The organism is Saccharopolyspora mangrovi (assembly GCF_035320975.1).
GTDB classification, from domain to species: Bacteria; Actinomycetota; Actinomycetes; order Mycobacteriales; family Pseudonocardiaceae; genus Saccharopolyspora; species Saccharopolyspora mangrovi.
Genome location: NZ_JAWLNX010000003.1, coordinates 270,406 through 286,283 on the forward strand (window position 1 = coordinate 270,406; position 15,878 = coordinate 286,283).

Annotated in this window: 14 protein-coding genes; 9 read left to right on the plus strand and 5 right to left on the minus strand. The window is 72.2% G+C overall.

The annotated features are described in order from the left end of the window. The first annotated feature begins 74 nt into the window (after positions 1-74). The 3 genes from R4I43_RS06200 to R4I43_RS06210 all read left to right on the plus strand — a co-directional run bounded on the left by R4I43_RS06200 (position 75) and on the right by R4I43_RS06210 (position 3,157). The gene (locus R4I43_RS06200) at positions 75-899 is read left to right on the plus strand and encodes a PspA/IM30 family protein (protein WP_324264540.1); all 825 of its coding nucleotides are present in this window, start codon (positions 75-77) and stop codon (positions 897-899) included. 16 nt (positions 900-915) lie between these two features. Further along, the gene (gene pspM, locus R4I43_RS06205) at positions 916-1,728 is read left to right on the plus strand and encodes a phage shock envelope stress response protein PspM (protein WP_324264541.1); all 813 of its coding nucleotides are present in this window, start codon (positions 916-918) and stop codon (positions 1,726-1,728) included. Between the two features lie 160 nt (positions 1,729-1,888). Continuing rightward, a complete protein-coding gene (locus R4I43_RS06210) occupies positions 1,889-3,157 on the plus strand; it encodes a uracil-xanthine permease family protein (RefSeq protein WP_324264542.1) in 1,269 nt (422 codons plus the stop codon). Positions 3,158-3,197: 40 nt separating this feature from the next. Here R4I43_RS06210 and R4I43_RS06215 read toward each other — a convergent pair whose 3' ends face one another. Together R4I43_RS06215 and R4I43_RS06220 are read right to left on the minus strand one after the other, a co-directional pair. After that, on the minus strand, positions 3,198-3,977 hold the full coding sequence (locus tag R4I43_RS06215; RefSeq protein WP_324264543.1) for a DNA-formamidopyrimidine glycosylase family protein: 780 nt from the start codon (positions 3,975-3,977) through the stop codon (positions 3,198-3,200). Between the two features lie 4 nt (positions 3,978-3,981). Beyond that, positions 3,982-4,815, minus strand: a complete 834-nt coding sequence (locus R4I43_RS06220; RefSeq protein ID WP_324264544.1) for a ParA family protein — start codon at positions 4,813-4,815, stop codon at positions 3,982-3,984. A gap of 200 nt (positions 4,816-5,015) precedes the next feature. On the opposite strand from R4I43_RS06220, the gene R4I43_RS06225 reads away from it, so the two are divergent. Together R4I43_RS06225 and R4I43_RS06230 are read left to right on the plus strand one after the other, a co-directional pair. Further along, positions 5,016-5,744: a class I SAM-dependent methyltransferase gene (locus R4I43_RS06225; RefSeq protein ID WP_324264545.1), complete on the plus strand. Its 729-nt coding sequence runs from the start codon at positions 5,016-5,018 to the stop codon at positions 5,742-5,744. A gap of 302 nt (positions 5,745-6,046) precedes the next feature. Beyond that, positions 6,047-6,463: a DUF3040 domain-containing protein gene (locus R4I43_RS06230; RefSeq protein ID WP_324264546.1), complete on the plus strand. Its 417-nt coding sequence runs from the start codon at positions 6,047-6,049 to the stop codon at positions 6,461-6,463. Positions 6,464-6,532: 69 nt separating this feature from the next. Here the strand turns inward: R4I43_RS06230 and R4I43_RS06235 are convergent, their stop codons facing one another. From R4I43_RS06235 to R4I43_RS06245, 3 genes are read right to left on the minus strand one after another with little or no spacing between them, the layout of a single operon-like run. Continuing rightward, a complete protein-coding gene (locus tag R4I43_RS06235; RefSeq protein WP_324264547.1) occupies positions 6,533-8,779 on the minus strand; it encodes a transglutaminase TgpA family protein in 2,247 nt (748 codons plus the stop codon). After that, positions 8,776-10,032, minus strand: a complete 1,257-nt coding sequence (locus R4I43_RS06240; protein ID WP_324264548.1) for a DUF58 domain-containing protein — start codon at positions 10,030-10,032, stop codon at positions 8,776-8,778. Before R4I43_RS06240 ends, R4I43_RS06235 begins: the two co-directional genes overlap by 4 nt. A 1-nt stretch (position 10,033) precedes the next feature. After that, positions 10,034-11,065, minus strand: a complete 1,032-nt coding sequence (locus tag R4I43_RS06245) for an AAA family ATPase (RefSeq protein WP_407691204.1) — start codon at positions 11,063-11,065, stop codon at positions 10,034-10,036. A 509-nt stretch (positions 11,066-11,574) separates the two neighbouring features. On the opposite strand from R4I43_RS06245, the gene mraZ reads away from it, so the two are divergent. The 4 genes from mraZ to R4I43_RS06265 all read left to right on the plus strand — a co-directional run bounded on the left by mraZ (position 11,575) and on the right by R4I43_RS06265 (position 15,790). Next, a complete protein-coding gene (mraZ, locus tag R4I43_RS06250) occupies positions 11,575-12,006 on the plus strand; it encodes a division/cell wall cluster transcriptional repressor MraZ (protein WP_324264549.1) in 432 nt (143 codons plus the stop codon). Between the two features lie 210 nt (positions 12,007-12,216). Beyond that, complete coding sequence (gene rsmH, locus R4I43_RS06255; RefSeq protein WP_324264550.1) at positions 12,217-13,215, plus strand: 16S rRNA (cytosine(1402)-N(4))-methyltransferase RsmH; 999 nt, start codon at positions 12,217-12,219, stop codon at positions 13,213-13,215. Beyond that, positions 13,212-13,949, plus strand: coding sequence for a hypothetical protein (locus tag R4I43_RS06260; RefSeq protein WP_324264551.1), 738 nt, complete (start codon positions 13,212-13,214; stop codon positions 13,947-13,949). The genes rsmH and R4I43_RS06260 overlap by 4 nt, the downstream gene beginning before the upstream one ends. After that, positions 13,949-15,790: a peptidoglycan D,D-transpeptidase FtsI family protein gene (locus R4I43_RS06265; RefSeq protein WP_324264552.1), complete on the plus strand. Its 1,842-nt coding sequence runs from the start codon at positions 13,949-13,951 to the stop codon at positions 15,788-15,790. Before R4I43_RS06260 ends, R4I43_RS06265 begins: the two co-directional genes overlap by 1 nt. Positions 15,791-15,878 lie beyond the last annotated feature (88 nt).

Sequence of the window (15,878 nt, forward strand, 5' to 3'; positions counted from 1 at the left end):
GCGAGAGATCGGCTGGGGGCAGACGGCTCGCAGCGCCACGTGGCAGGCAAGCGGAAAGAAGGCAGGCGGAGGAGATGGCCAACCCGTTCGTGAAGGCCTGGAAGTACCTGATGGCGTCCTTCTCGTCGAAGGTCGACGAGCACGCTGACCCGAAGGTGCAGATCCAGCAGGCCATCGAAGAGGCCCAGCGGCAGCACCAGGCTCTCTCCCAGCAGGCCGCGTCGGTGATCGGCAACCAGCGCCAGCTGGAGATGAAGCTGAACCGCCAGCTCGGTGAGGTCGAGAAGCTGCAGGCCTCGGCCAAGCAGGCGCTGGTGATGGCCGACCAGGCCCGCTCCGAAGGGGACGAGGCCAAGGCCCAGAAGTACGAGGAGACCGCGACGCAGCTGGCCAGCCAGCTGGTCACCGCCGAGCAGGGCGTCGAGGACCTCAAGACCCTGCACGACCAGTCGCTGGGTGCCGCTGAGCAGGCCAAGCAGGCCGTCGAGCGCAACGCGCAGGTCCTGCAGCAGAAGATCGCCGAGCGCACCAAGCTCCTCAGCCAGCTGGAGCAGGCCAAGATGCAGGAGCAGGTCTCGGCGTCGATGAAGTCGATGACCGAGGTCGCGGCTCCGGGCAACACGCCTTCGCTGGAAGAGGTCCGGGACAAGATCGAGCGCCGCTACACCACCGCCCTCGGCGAGGCGGAGCTGGCGGAGAACAGCGTGCAGGGCCGGATGCTGGAGGTCGAGCAGGCCTCCGTCGACGCGGCGGGCGCCAGCCGCCTGGCGCAGCTGCGCGCCTCGATGGGCGGCGACCAGCAGCAGGTGACCAGCGGTTCGCAGCAGCAGATCTCCAGCGGCGAGCAGACCCCGGCCGAGACCACGAAGCAGGAGAAGCCGCAGGCGGACCAGGCCTGATCGAGGCGGAGGCGCCATGTCCCGGAAACAGGAGCTCGCGCAGTTGGGCGAGGCTGCCCTGGAAACGCTGCGCGGGCCGGTGGCGACCGAGGTGCGGCGCAAGTGGGCCGGCTGGCGCGACCCGCGGGCGAAGCTCGTCCGGCGCCGCCGGGCGGCCAAGCGGATCGCCGGTGGGAGCGCCACCGGAGCCGGTGTGTTCGGCCTCGGCGCCGTCGTCTCGTGGATGACACCGATCGTGGACTCGGTCTTCTTCTGGCAGTACGCGGGGGAGACCGCTGCGGTCGGCCTGGGCGGCGTCGCCGTGGCCGGTGGTGTGGGCGCGATCAGCGCCGGGTTGAAGTACCGCAAGCTGAAGAACACGCCGCTGCCGGAGCCCAGCGCCACCGACCTGCTGCCGGCTCCGGGTTCGGCGGCGCGCCCTCCGATGCAGCGGCTGCGGGACGCCGAGCAGACCCTCGGCGCCGCGCTCACCGAGCTCACCTCGGCCGGTGCCGGGGCCTCGGCCGCCGAAGCCCGCGCGACGGCCGATGCCGCCGCCGCGGAGCTGCGCCGGGGCGCGCAGCGGCTGGTCGCGGTGGAGTCGGCGATGCGCTACGCGCCGCCCGGTGAGCAGAAGGAGCTCCGCGCGGACGTCGAACGGCTGCGGGCCGAGCTGGACGAGGGCGTGTCGAGCTACGGCGGAGTGGTCGCCGCCGCCGGGAAGGCCGTCGCCGCGAGCGGGGCGGGCGAGCAGCGGCACCAGCTGCAGGACGCCACGGACCGGCTCGCCGGTCTCGCGGCCGGGATGCGCGAGGTGTTCGGCGGAACGGACGAGTCCGCTCAGCACTGACTTTCACGACGCGCTGCATCGGTATCACTAGCGGTAGTCGATATTTTTAGCGACGACGGACCGGGTGACTTGATTGCGTGATGCCGAATAGTAATCTTTCCCCAGTCATCACATGCCGTGACAGTGAATCCGCCCGACCGGGTGGCGCGGGGAGGCCAATGTGGCGTTGTGGGCCGTGCACGGCAACGGTCGACGACTGCTGCGCGATTCCGTCGTGTCCTCAGAGGAACGGCTGAGCTGGCCGCTCACCATCGGCTTCGGCGTGCAGCACCTGCTCGCGATGTTCGGCACCACCACGCTCGTGCCGCTGCTGACCGGCTTCCCGGTCGCCACCACGCTCCTGCTCTCCGGCATCGGCACCCTGCTGTTCCTGGTGATCACCCGCAACCGGGTGCCCAGCTACCTGGGTTCCTCGGTGGCGTTCGTGGTGCCGATGAGCGCCGCGGTCAGCGAGGTCGGCGCGGGCCCTGCGGCGCTGCTCGGCGGGATCATGGTCGTCGGACTGGTGGTGCTGGCCGTCGGCGTGGCCGTCAAGGCGCTGGGCGTGCGGCTGCTGGAGACCGCGATGCCGCCGGTGGTGACCGGTGCGATCGTGCTCATGATCGGGCTGAGCCTGGCCCCGCAGTCGGTGTCGTCGTTCGACCAGCAGCGGGTCCCGGCCGCGCTGACGCTGGGGACCGTCGTGCTGCTGACGGTGATCAGCCGGGGCATGGCCGGCCGCGTCGCGGTGCTGATCGGTGTCCTGGTGGGTTGGCTGTACGCGGCGATGATGGGGCAGCTGGTGCCCGAGCGGGTCGCCGAGCTGGCGGACGCGCCGTGGTTCGGCGTCCCGGAGCTGATCACACCGCAGGTGCACGTCTCGGTCGTGCCGTTCGTGCTGCCGCTGGCGATAGTGCTGGTCGCCGAGCACGTCGCCCACCTCAAGGCCGTCGCCGCCGTGTCCGGCCGCGACCTCGACCCGTACGTCGGTGACGCGTTGATCGGCGGCGGGCTCGCCACGATGCTGTCGGGATCGGCCGGTGGTTCCGCGGTGAGCAGCTACGCCGCCAACATCGGTGTGATGGCCGCGACCCGCATCTACTCCACGGCTTCCTGCCTGGTCGCGGCGGTGGCAGCGATCGTGCTGTCGTTCTCGCCGAAGCTCGCCGCGCTGATCAACACGGTGCCGATGGGCGTTCTCGGCGGGGCGACGCTGGTCCTGTTCGGCATGCTCGCCCTCGTCGGGGTCCGCATCTGGCTCGACGCCCGCGTGGACTTCGCCGATCCGGTCAACCTCGCGGTCCTCGGCACCGCCGTCATCGCCGGTGTCGGCGACCTGACGCTCAGCGTCGGCGACCTCCGGATCACCGGTCTCGTCTGGGGTTCGATCGGCATCGTCATCGTCTACCCCCTCCTCCGGAACCTCGCAGACCTCCGCAACATGCCCTGACCTACGTCCCCGGGCGCGGATTATCCGATTTCAATGGAAATCAGGGTTGGCAGCGGGGGCAGTGGTAGGTGACTCGGGCGTCCGGGGGTTGGCCCTGGGTGCCTCGGTGGACCGGGTTTCCGCAGCGTAGGCAGGTCCTTCGGGCGTAGACCCAGTGCTGGTCGCCGCGGCGGAGGCTCTTGGTCGTGGTCTGCTCAGGGTGCCAGGCGTTGCGGAGCAGGAGCTCGTGGCTGAGGCGGACGGCCTTCCGAGCGTCGATCTCGGCGACCGGCGTCCACGGGGAGCGACCGAGCAGGAAGCAGACCTCGGTCTTGTAGAGGTTGCCGATGCCGGCCATGATCCGCTGGTCCAGCAGGGCCAGGCCGATCTCGCGGTCCGGTTCGGCGGTGAGCCTGCGCAGCGCCTCGGCCTCGTGCTCCGGGCCCCAGTCGGGTGCCAGCAGGTCCGGCCCGAGGTGGCCGATGAACTCCGGCTCGCGGGCGGTCGGGATCCAGCGCATGTCGTGCAGGGCGAAGCCGACCGCCACCTGGTCTGCCGTCGCCAGCACCGCGCGGGCCTGGTGCCCGGGGCGCCGCCACCGGCCGCCGGGCGGGTAGAGGTGCCAGGCGCCGTCCATCTTCAGGTGGTTGTGCAGCGTGCGGCCGTGCTCGAAGCGGATCAGCAGGTGCTTGCCCGCCGGGCGGACCTCGCTCACCACCCGGCCGGCGAGCTCCACAGTGGACAGGCGCGGGTGCCGGAGCTCGCCGCGGACCAGCGGCTGCCCGGACAGGGCCTCGTCCAGCCGGTGGCAGGCGAGGAAGACCGTGTCGCCCTCGGGCACCTCGTCACTCGTCTTCCTCGACGAGGTCCTCGTCCTCCGGCTCCGGGCGGCGCAGTCGGCCCGCGCGGAGCGTGCGGGCGAGGATCAGGTTGAACGCCAGCGCCACCTCGCGAGCTCCCGGCGTGCCCCACTGGTGGATCGGCATGCACGCGCCCTGCGCCTGCTGGACCGCGAGCCGGTCCGGCAGCGCCACCGGCATCACCAGCGGGCCGAAGATGTCGCGCAGCTCGTCGATGCGGTACTGGTGCTCGTGCGACCTGGGCCGGACCCGGTTGACGACCACGCCCAGCGGCTGCAGGTCCGGGTTGGTGGCGCGCTCGGCCTGGACGGCCTCGAAGGCGCGCTGCACGCCGGAGACGGCGAAGATCGTCGGCTCGGTCACCAGCAGCGCGCGATCCGCCGCGACCAGCGCGGACCGGGTCAACCGGCCCAGCGACGGCGGGCAGTCCAGCAGCACCAGCTGGTAGGGGAGCTCGCCGTCGGCGATCAGATCGTCCAGTTCGGACAGCGCCTCGTCCAGGCGGGACAGGTGACCGCCGTCGGCCTGGTGCCCGTTGAGGTTCTCGGCGTCCTCGGACCCGACCAGCACGTCGACCTCGTCGCCCCAGGCGCTGCCGGTCACCGCCGCGCGCAGCACCTCCGGGCGGGGATCGGCGAGCACGTCGGTGAGACCTTTCGCGGTTTTGTCCGGTTCGAGGGCGGCGGTGGCGTTGCACTGCGGGTCGAGATCGACCACCAGCGTCCGAACCCCTCGTCGCATGGCGGCCGAGGCGAGCCCGAGCACCACGGTCGTCTTGCCCACGCCACCTTTGAGACTCAGCACCGCAACCGTCTGCACGCACGTAGCCTACGGAACCCGGGCCTCCCAGAGCAGCGCTGGCCGAGATTCGCCCGCATCACCCCGATCACCCCCGGCCCACGGGGTCGAAAACCGCAGTTCTCGACCCGACGAGAACCGCGGTGTTCGCCCTGGTGGTTCCTGCGGTGTTCGCCCCCGCCGGTGAGAGGTGCGGGCGTGCCGGGATTACGCTCTTGGTCATGAGATCGGACGCCGTCCACCAGGTGCTGGAAACCGAGATCGCCGACGCGGCGCAGCGGCTCGGCCGCCGACCGCGCGTGCTCGACGTCGGCGGCGGCAGCGGGGTGTGGGCGGTGCCGCTGGCCGAGGCCGGATGCGCGGTCACCGTCGTCGACCCCAGCCCGAACGCGCTGGCCACCCTGCAGCGCCGCGCCGAGGACGCCGGCGTCGCCGACCGCGTGACCCCGCTGCAGGGCGACACCGATGCGCTCGCGGCGCTGAGCCCGGACGGCGGCGCGGACCTCGTCCTCGCGCACGGCCTGCTGGAGGTCGTCGACGACGTCCCGGCCGCCATCGCCGCGCTGGCCGCCTCCACCGCGCCCGGCGGGGCGGTGTCGGTGCTGGTCGCCAACCGCTATGCGGCGGTGCTCGCTCGCGCGCTGGCCGGTCGCGTCGGCGAGGCGCTGCGGCTGCTCAACGACGCCGACGGCGTCCTGGAGGCCGGGTCGGAGACGCTGCAGCGCCGGTTCGACACCGACGGGCTGCAGCGGTCCCTGGTCGAGGGCGGGTTCACCGTCGAGCTCGTGCAGGGCCAGGGGGCGCTCAGCGACCTGGTGCCGGGCTCGGTGACCGACGACAACCCGCGCACCGCCGACGCCGTCGCGGAGCTGGAGCAGGCCGCCGCGACCCGCTCGCCGCTGCGCGACATCGCCACCCGGCTGCACGCGATCGCCCGCAAGCCCGCCTGAGCTGCACGACACGTCTGCGGACCAGCCGGTTTCGGAAATTCTGCCGATCGGCCGTACAGGTGACAAAACGATCACTGAACGCGACTACCCAGGGTGCTCCGGATGATTACCGCTGGTCGTTGATACCGTCTGAGAAGTCGATCACGGCCCCGATCCGGCGATGTCCGCAATGTCGCAGGTTTCCGGTGGCCGGACCGGGTAGTCGTCGGCTCGCCGGAACCGTATCCTCGAAGGAGACGCCCCCAAGCGTTCGCCGGTCGGCAAGCCCGGCGCCACCGAGAACCTGTGCCGGAGGAGGAGTCATGCCACTCTCCGAGCACGAGCAGCGACAGCTCGAGCAGATCGAGCGCGCGCTCTACGCCGAGGACCCCAAGTTCGCCTCCACCGTGCGCGGAGGACGGCTACAACGCCCATCCCGACGTCGGCGTTTGCAGGGCATCGCCGTCTTCGTGCTGGGCCTTGCCCTGCTGGTCATCGGCGCGGTGATCCCCGCCCTGCGACCGGCGGAAATCCCGGTGCTGAGCGTGGTCGGCTTCCTCGTGATGTTCGGCGGAGCAGTGATCGTCCTGTCCGCGTTGCGCGGTGGCGGCGATGACGCCGAGTCGACGGACAACGGCGGCGGAGGCGAGAAGCCCAAGCGCGGATCCGGCCGTTCGCCGGCGCGCGGCTCCCTCGCCCAGCGCATGGAAGAACGCTTCCGCAAGCGTTTCGAGCAGTAGAACCTCACATCGAAGATCGCCGCCGGGACCTCGGAACCGGCGGCGATCTTCGTCTGCGCGAGCGGCGGCTCAGGGGGTCGTGCGCCAGGGCGGGAGGGCCGAGCGCGGGAAGAGGCGGGAGCGCAGGTCCAGCGGGGCGTTGTGGTGCAGGCTCCTGGTGATGGCCTCGAGGGTGTCCGTCAACGTGCCGTCGGACGGGGCCGTCGGCGCGTACCACTCGCGCTCCACCGCCGTGACCAGGTGCTTCAGGGCGTCAGCGCCGGTCGCGTCCAAGTCGTGGTCGGTGACCAGGCGGTCCGCCAGCTGGCGGGCGGTGTCGGTGTCGCGCGGCTGGTGGCCGCGGTCGCGGACCTCGTCCAGCACCTCGCGCCACGCGGTGCTCGCGGCCCCCTCGCGTCCCTCGGTGATCGCCTGCAGGCGCTGGCCGCGGCGGATCTCGCGGATCGCCAGCGGCGTCGCCGCGCCCGCGCAGGCCAGCAGCACGATCAGCGCCAGCACCGTGATCGACCAGCCGCGATCCGCCGGTTCCCGCCGCTGCTGCGGGACGTCGCGGGAGTCCGGCTGGGCACCGGCCACCGGCGGAGCCGGTGCACCCGGCACCGGTCCGGGCCGCGGCTGACCCGGCTGCGGCGCCGGGGTCTGCGGCGGGTGCAGCGCGGTGTCGAGGAACTGCGGCAGCGCGGTGCGGCCATCGCTGAGCGGCGTCGGGTCGAACGTCTGCCAACCCCAGCCCGGGAAGTAGGCCTCCACCCACGCGTGCGCGTCCTCGGTGGTGATGACCTGCTCGGTGCCGTCCTGGTAGCCGGCGGTGAACCCGATCGCCACCCGCGAGGGGATGCCGAGCGAGCGCAGCAGCACCGCCATCGACGAGGCGTACTGCTCGCAGAACCCGCGCTTGCCCCGGAACAGGAAGTCGCTCAACGCGTCCTGACCGGTCGACGGCGCGGTGGTCAGGTCGTAGCGGAACCCGTTGGCGGGGTCGGTGAAGAACCGGTTGACCGCCACCGCCTTGTCGAACTCGGTGGGCGCGTCCGCGGTCAGCCGCTGCGCCAGCTCGGCGACCTGCGGTGAGATGCCGGAGGCGTCGACGTAGGCGGGGTCGATCGGCATCGGCCCGCGCGCGGCGCGCAGCTCCTCCGGCGACGGATCCGGGACGATCACCTGCTGGGTGTAGGGCCGGGTCTCCTGGTTGGTCTGGGTGAACACGATCCCGGCGGCCGGGTCGTAGCGCCAGTTGCGGCCCATGCCCGACACGGAGACCGGCGTGCCGAACACCGGCAGCCACGGGTCCCGGTAGCCGATCGGCTGCACCTCGATGCGCTCGGGCCTGCCGCGTCCGATGGTGGTGCCCTCGGGCAGCGGCAGCGGTGCGTTCGCGTCCACGCCCTGGGTGAGGCCGTCGAGCTGCCAGCCGGTGCGCGGGTCGAACTTGCGCAGCGTCATCGCCCGCAGGTAGCTGTCCTGCTGCAGGCCCCGGACGCGGAACAGCTCCACGACCCGGTCGCGGTTGAGCTGCCCGCGCAGCGAGGTGAACGGTTGCAGGCCGATGCCGTCGGTGCCGCCGAACTCCTCCGGCACCGACCCGGGCAGGCGGCCCTCGGTGCCGACACCGGTGAACACCGAACCGGCCAGCACCGCGATCACCCCGGCGGTGCCCGCGACGACGGCGGTGGTCCTGCCGAACAGCGCGTAGGCCACCCGGTCCGGTTCCTCGTAGCGCCGCCACCTGCGGTGATGTCCGGCCGCGGCGAGCAGCAGGGCGTACCCGGCGCCGCCCAGCGCGAACGACCACCAGGGCAGCATCCGGTCGGCCAGCGACGCCGGGATCGCGAACACGCACAGCAGCACCAGACCGGTCACGGCCGGAGTCCCGATGCCCACCGCGATCAGGTCCACCAGCAACGCCACCACGCCCAGGCCGAGGCACACCAGCGCCTGCAGCGGCGGGTCGGCGGGCACGGGCGGTACGCCGGTGCGGATCAGCTCCCCGGTGCCGCCCAGCAGCCGGGCGAGCTCGGCGATCGCCGCCGGTCCGGGCAGCACCCCGAGGATCGCGCTGGAGGAGGCGAACAGGACCGTCAAGATCACCAGCAGTCCGGCCAGCTGAGCGGCGACCACGCCGACCGTCGGCCAGCCCAGGCGCCTGCCCAGCACGCCCACGCCCACCACGGCCAGGACCGTGATCAGCGCTGGTATCAGCCAGCCGGCGTCGGCGAGCACGCCGGCGAACGACGCCGAGGCGCACATGACGGCCAGCGCCCCGGCCGCTGCGGCCACCAGCGAGGTGTCGAGGGACCCGGTGTTCTCGGTGCTCACGGCATCATTCCCGCGGTGTCCGCCGACTTCGTCTGCCCGCACAGCTCCTGCCAGACCTCGGAGATCGGGGTTCGGGGGCCGTCGGCCACCACGACCGTCCAGCCCGCCGCGCGCAGCGTGCGCGCCGCGCCCTCGACGTCGACCCCGCCTCCCTCGCCGTTCCACGACTGGACCGCGAGCAGCACCGCGATGCTGCGGGTCTCCTGGGGGCGGAGCTTGGTCAGCTCGGCGACGGCCGCGGTGGTGGTCTCGCCGAGCACGGCGATGAGCTCGTGCCCGTCTCCGGGGTCGCGGCTGCACTGCAGGTCGCGCTGGGGCGAGGGGCGCACGGCCGCCAGCGAGTCGAGCAGCGCCTCGTCCCTGCCGCCGCCGCCGTCGTCGCCGCCGATGTCGCGGGAGAGCGGTTGGCCGTCCTCGGTGACCAGCCGGACCTGCTGGCCGCTGCGGGCCAGGTGCAGGCAGATGCTGGCGACCGCGGAGATCGCCCACTCGACGCTGTTGCGCGCGCCGTTGCCCCGGTGCGCGGCCGAGCGCCGGTCCAGCAGCACGGTGACCCCGCCGTGCCAGGGCCGCTCCTCCACCCGCACCATCAGCTCGTCGCGGCGGGCGGTGGACTTCCAGTGCACGCGGCGGATGTCGTCGCCCTGCCGGTACTGGCGGACCATCGCGTCGTCCTCGCCGTGCCCGGCGCGCAGCCGCGCGGTGCCGTCCTCGCCGGTGCCCAGCCCGGAACCGGCGGGCAGCCCGGCCAGCTCGACGACCTGGGGAGTGGCCACCAGCCGAGAACGCCCGGCCAGCTCGCGCTCGAACTGCGCCAGCCCGAACGGGTCGCCGATCCAGGTGCGCAGCGGTCCGATGTGGTGGATCCCGCGCAGCGCCGGGATCACCGGGTAGCTGACGACCTGGCCGCGGTGGCGGGGCACGATCGGCAGCCGGAAGCGGGGACGGCCGCCGAGCGCGTGCGGGGTGCCGTCCTCCAGGACCAGCCCGTCGGCGGGCAACCGGCCGCTGCCGCTGATGTGCAGCCGCACCTCCGCCTGCGACCCGACGGGAACGCGCGGCGGATCGATCACCCGGCGCGCGGTCACGCCGAACCTGACCTGGCCGGACAGGATCAGCGACAGCAGCGGCAAGGCGATCACGAAGGCCGAGACCCGCAGCAGGTCCCGCTCGTCGAGGACCAGCGCGCAGATCCCGGCTGCCACGCCCGCGGCCAACAGGCAGCGGCCGCGGATGGTCAGCCCGGAAAGCATGTCAGCCTCGTTCGTCGTGGGTGTCGCCGCGCGGCACCGGGATGCGCTCCAGCAGTTGCCGCACCAGGTCGGTCGCCGAGCGGCGGGCGGCGCGCGCCTCGCTGGTCAGCACCAGCCGGTGCGCCAGCACCGGTACCGACACCGCCTGCAGGTCGTCGGGGACGACGAAGTCGCGGCCGGCCAGCGCGGCCTGCGCGCGGGCGGCGCGCAGCAGCTGCAGCGTCGAGCGCGGGGAGGCGCCCAACCGCAGCTCGGCGAGGTTGCGGGTCGCGGTGACCAGCTCGATCGCGTAGCGGCGGATGTCGGTGGAGGTGTGCACCTGGGCGACCGCGCGCAGCAGCTCCTGCACCTCGGCGCTGTCGGCGACCGGGCGCAGTTGGCCCAGCGGGTCGTGCCCGGAGTGCTCGTCGACCATCGCCAGCTCGGCCTTGGCGTCCGGGTAGCCGATCGACACGCGCGCGGTGAAGCGGTCGCGCTGGGCCTCGGGCAGGGCGTAGGTGCCCTCCATCTCGACCGGGTTCTGCGTGGCGATGACCATGAACGGCGCACCGAGGGCGTAGGTGTCGCCGTCGACGGTGACCTGCTGCTCCTCCATGCACTCCAGCAGCGCGGACTGCGTCTTGGGCGAGGCCCGGTTGATCTCGTCGCCGACCACGATGTTGGCGAACACCGGGCCGGGCCGGAACTCGAAGCTCTCGGTCTGCCGGTTGTAGATGGACACGCCGGTGATGTCGCTGGGCAGCAGGTCCGGGGTGAACTGGATGCGGCTGACCGTGCAGTCGATCGACCGCGCGAGCGCCTTGGCCAGCGAGGTCTTGCCCACGCCGGGCACGTCCTCGACCAGCAGGTGGCCCTCGGCGAGCATGGTGACCAGCGCGATCCGGACCACCTCGGGCTTGCCGACGAGGACCTGCTCGACGTTGGCGGCGATGCGCTGGATGGTGCCGTGCACGCGGTCGATGCCGGGCGCGGCCGGAGCGGGCGCGCCGGTCGTCGGACCGGCGGTACCGGTCAGCTGGGTTTTCGGCGTCACGCCACCTCCTGGGATTTCGCCCTCCCGATCGTGTCTGGCCCGCAGACCGGGGATGCCGGGAGGACACCCGGACCGGGCCGGCGGAGTCGGGGCCCCACTGCCCCCACTTCACCCCACCACCGGTGCCCGGCCGCCGCCGGACACCGAACGGACTGAGCATAACCGGCCGCCCGCCTAGTTGATCTACACGCGTGCTGACCGGCGGTTTTCGCCAGATCCCCGCCCATCGTGGCTGGTGGACCCGCGGTGGTGCGTGGTGGGGTGGGGGCGGCGCGGTGACCCCGTTTTCCCCCACTTCGCCCCCACGGCGTGCTACCTGCGGAAACGGCCGCCACCCGGCCGGGGCGCAGGGGGCGTTTCGTGTTGACGGTGGAGCGAAGTGGGGTAGTGTGGGGCTCGGTGGGGCAAAAGGGGGTCCTGCTGCCTTCGTCGGCAGTTGATTCCGCGTCGGTTCGGCGTGCGGAGCAGTCGTCGGCAGAGGCGATCCGGGTCGGGGGAGGTGGACCGGGATGTTTCTCGGCACCCATCACCCCAAGCTCGACGACAAGGGGCGCTTGACGCTGCCGGCGAAGTTCCGGGACGCACTGGCGGGGGGTCTGATGGTCACCAAGGGACAGGACCACTGCCTCTACGTCTTCCCGCGCGACGAGTTCGAGCAGATGGCGCGCAAGGTCGCCGAGGCTCCGTTCACCAACGAGGCGGTTCGCGCCTACCAGCGGTACCTGTTCGCCGGAACCGACGAGCAGCGGCCCGACGGTCAGGGGCGGATCTCCATCGCGCCGGAGCTGCGGCGCTACGCGGAGCTGAACAAGGAATGCGTGGTCATCGGCGCGATCACCCGCCTGGAGATCTGGCAGGCGGACAGGTGGCAGAGCTACCTCGACGAGCACGAGGAGGGCTACGCGCAGGCGCGCGAGGAGGTGCTGCCCGGCGTGTTCTAGGCGCAAGGGTCGGGTTTCGTGAGGCCTCGGTCCGCTCGGCTTTCGACTCCTGGTGCATCTTCCCCGGTACCAGGAATCGACGGGCGGGCGGGGACCTGACGGGATCCGGTGCAAGAGGGGGATCAACGCAACGACGGTCGGTGCGCACTGCCGGGTGCGCGCCGATCGGTGGTTATGAGCAAGACCGGCACGCGGGAGGGAGGGGCCGCCGTGGCCGACAAGCCGCATGAGACGGGCGGTTCCGCCCGCGACAGGCACGTGCCGGTGCTGCTGGACCGCTGCCTGGAGCTGCTCGCCCCGGCGATCTCGCGCGAGGGCGCGGTGGTCGTCGACGCCACGCTGGGCATGGGTGGGCACTCCGAGGCGATGCTGGCCGCGCACCCGGGGCTGCGCCTGATCGGGCTGGACCGGGACCCGGACGCGCTGCGCCTGGCCGGTGAGCGGCTGGCGCCCTACGCCGACCGGATCGACCTGGTGCACGCGGTCTACGACGAGTGGGACCGGGTGCTCGACGAGCTCGACCTGTCCGCTGTGGACGGTGCGCTGTTCGACCTGGGCGTGTCGTCCCTGCAGCTGGACGAGACCGACCGCGGTTTCGCCTACGCGCAGGACGCGCCGCTGGACATGCGGATGGACCCGGGCGCGCCGCGCACCGCGGCCGACGTCCTCAACACCTACCCGCACGAGGACCTCGCCCGGGTGCTGCGCGTCTACGGCGAGGAGAAGTTCGCGGGCAAGATCGCCTCGGCGATCATCCGCGAGCGCGACAAGGAACCCTTCAGCAACAGCGCGCGGCTGGTCGAGCTGCTCTACAACACGGTCCCGGCGGCCAGCCGGCGCACCGGCGGGCACCCGGCCAAGCGCACCTTCCAGGCGCTGCGCATCGAGGTCAACGCCGAACTCGACGTGCTGGAGCGGGCGCTGCCCGCGGCGCTGGAATCACTGGCCGTGGGCGGCCGGATCGCGGTCATGTCCTACCACTCGCTGGAGGACAAGATCACCAAGCGGGAGTTCGCCGACCGCGTGAAGTCCCGCACCCCGGTCGACCTGCCGGTCGAACTCCCCGGGCACGGGCCGGAGTTCCGGCTGCTCACCCGGGGTTCCGAGCAGGCCGGTGCCGACGAGATCGAAACCAACCCCAGGGCGGCTTCGGTGCGGCTGCGCGCCGCCGAGCGGATCCGCGGGGGCAACGGCGAGGAGGCGACATGACTGCACCTGCACGTGCCAACGCGGCTTCACGGACCGACAGCGCCCAGGACGCGATCGCGGAGAAGACCCGCACGGCGACCCAGCCGTCGGGGCTGAAGCCGACGCCGAAGAAGTCCGACAAGCGCCGCACCCGCTCGGCCGCCGCCGAGCGCGCCTACGCGCGTCGCGAGGAGCGGCGCGAGCAGTCCGCGCGCCGCCCGCGCCAGGTCCGGCAGGGCGTCGAGGAGCGGCGTCCCGTCGCGGCCATGCCGCGGGCCAAGCAGCTGGTGCACGAGCGCGTCTCGACGCTGGCCCGGCTGCCGCTGGTCGTGGTGGTGATGGTGGTGCTGGCCACCGGTTTGGCGGCGACGCTGTGGCTGTCGATCTCGGCGGTCTCCGGCAGCTACCGGCTGCAGGAGGGCGAAGCCCGGGTCAACGCGCTCAACGAGCGCAAGGAGCAGCTGCAGCGCGACGTCAGCACGATGGGCTCCACGCCGGAGATCCAGCGCCGCGCCGAGCAGGAGCTGGGCATGGTGAAGGCTCCGGCTCCCGCGCACCTGGTGCCGCAGGCGGACGGGTCGGTCGCGGTCGTGGGTGAGCCGAAGAAGGCCACCACCCCGCCGCCGCCCGTCCCGCCCGCACCTGCGGTCGTGCCCGGCCAGCCGGCTCCCGGACAGGCCGGGGCTCCCGTTCAGCCGGTTCCGCCGGCTGCTCCGCAGCAGGACCCGGCCCAAGCGCAGGCGATGGGGCGCTGATGCCGCGCAGGCCCCAAGCACGAGGTCGCACCGCCCGAACCAACGTCGCCGGGAGCAACCGGCGGTTGTTGGTCGGGCGGTTGCTCATGGTGATCGCGTTGCTGGTCACCGGCGCCAAGCTGGTCCAGGTCCAGGGCGTGGAAGCCGGTGCGCTGTCCAGCCAGGCCGAGAAGCAGCGGATCACCAAGGACGCGATCCCCGCCGACCGCGGGTCCATCGTGGACCGCAACACCAACGTGCTCGCGTTCTCCAGCGAAGCGCGTCAGCTCTACGCGAACCCGCGCCAGCTCACCAAGGACTTCGACGAGCAGCACGCCAAGGACCCGAGCAAGCCGACCTCCGCGCAGTACAAGCAGGAGGTCGCCCGGTTCATCGCCAAGACGCTGCCCGGTCAGATCACCGAGCAGGAAGTGCTCGACGCGCTGTTCAAGGACGCGGGGTTCACCTACTTCGGCCCGGAGATCGACCCCAGCCAGGCCAACCTGATCACCGAGAAGTACCCGCACATCGGTGCCGAGTACCGCGCGACCCGCGAGTACCCGGCGGGCAACCTGGCGGCCAACGTCATAGGGGCCGCGAACTGGCGGATGGACGAGCGCAAGGTCGAAGGCCAGATCGGTCTCGAAGCCGCGATGAACGACGTCCTCGCCGGCCGCAACGGCACCAAGGTGTCCGACACCGCGATGGGCTCGAGCCTGGTCATCCCCGGCACCGAGCGGGAGCTGGAACCGGCCACCCCGGGCTCGGACGTGCAGCTGACCCTGGACTCCGACCTGCAGTACACGGTGCAGCGGGAGGTCTCCGACTACGCCGTGCGCGCGGGGGCCAAGAGCGCGAGCGCGGTGGTGCTCGACGCCAAGACCGGCGAGGTCTACGCGCTGGCCAACGACAAGACCTTCGATCCGCGCGGCCCGTGGGTGGGCAACCTCGGCAACCCCGCGGTCACCACGCCCTTCGAGCCCGGTTCGGTGAACAAGGTGATCACCGCGGCGGGTGCGATCGAGCAGGGCATCGTCAAGCCGGAGCAGGTGCTGCAGGTCCCGGGCAGCATCGAGGTCGCCGACCGCACCGTCGGTGACGCCTGGGAGCACGGCACGATCGGGCTGACGTTCACCGGTGTGCTGGGCAAGTCCTCCAACGTGGGCACCCTGATGGTGGCCCAGCAGCTCGGCGAGCAGCGCTGGTACGACATGGCCAGGGCGTTCGGGCTGGGCAAGCCGACCGGCATCGGCCTGCCCGGCGAGAGCGGTGGCAGCATCCCGGCGCGCGAGAACTGGTCGGGATCGACGTTCGCGAACCTGCCGATCGGGCAGGGCCTTTCGATGACGGTGCTGCAGATGGCGGGCATGTACCAGGCCATCGCCAACGACGGCGTTCGCGTTCCGCCGCAGATCATCGAGGCCGAGGTCCGCCCGGACGGCACGCGGGTGGAGCGGCCCCGGCCGGAACCGGTCCGGGTGGTCAGCCCGCAGACCGCGCACACCGTCAAGGACATGCTCCGCTCGGTGGTGCAGAACGGCCCGGGCAGCGCTGACGACGGCACGGGTCCGGCCGCGGCCCTGCCGGGCTACCAGGTGTCGGGCAAGACGGGTACGGCCCAGCAGATCGACCCGGCGTGCCGCTGCTACAGCCAGTCGAAGTACTGGATCACCTTCGCCGGCATGGTTCCGGCCGACAACCCGCGCTTCGTCGTGGGCCTGATGCTCGACGCGCCTTCCGGCGCCCGTGAGTCGTCTTCGGCGGCACCGCTGTTCAACACGATCGCCACCTTCCTCACCCAGCGCTACCAGATCCCGCTGTCCAAGGAGCAGGCTCCGCTCCAGATGCTCCAAACCCCGTGAGCGAGGCGGAGCGGGGTGGCGGCTCCAGCCGGAGCCGCCACCCCGCTCTCCTGGTCCCGGATCGGTGGGCGGTTTCCACTGGGCATGG

Excerpts from the sequence above, each read along its gene's own strand:
- R4I43_RS06200 (WP_324264540.1), top strand. The coding sequence starts at position 75 with ATGGCCAACCCGTTCGTGAAGGCCTGGAAGTACCTGATGGCGTCCTTC.
- pspM (WP_324264541.1), top strand. The coding sequence starts at position 916 with ATGTCCCGGAAACAGGAGCTCGCGCAGTTGGGCGAGGCTGCCCTGGAA.
- R4I43_RS06225 (WP_324264545.1), top strand. The coding sequence starts at position 5,016 with ATGAGATCGGACGCCGTCCACCAGGTGCTGGAAACCGAGATCGCCGAC.
- R4I43_RS06230 (WP_324264546.1), top strand. The coding sequence starts at position 6,047 with ATGCCACTCTCCGAGCACGAGCAGCGACAGCTCGAGCAGATCGAGCGC.
- R4I43_RS06240 (WP_324264548.1), bottom strand. The coding sequence starts at position 10,032 with ATGCTTTCCGGGCTGACCATCCGCGGCCGCTGCCTGTTGGCCGCGGGC.
- mraZ (WP_324264549.1), top strand. The coding sequence starts at position 11,575 with ATGTTTCTCGGCACCCATCACCCCAAGCTCGACGACAAGGGGCGCTTG.
- R4I43_RS06260 (WP_324264551.1), top strand. The coding sequence starts at position 13,212 with ATGACTGCACCTGCACGTGCCAACGCGGCTTCACGGACCGACAGCGCC.
- R4I43_RS06265 (WP_324264552.1), top strand. The coding sequence starts at position 13,949 with ATGCCGCGCAGGCCCCAAGCACGAGGTCGCACCGCCCGAACCAACGTC.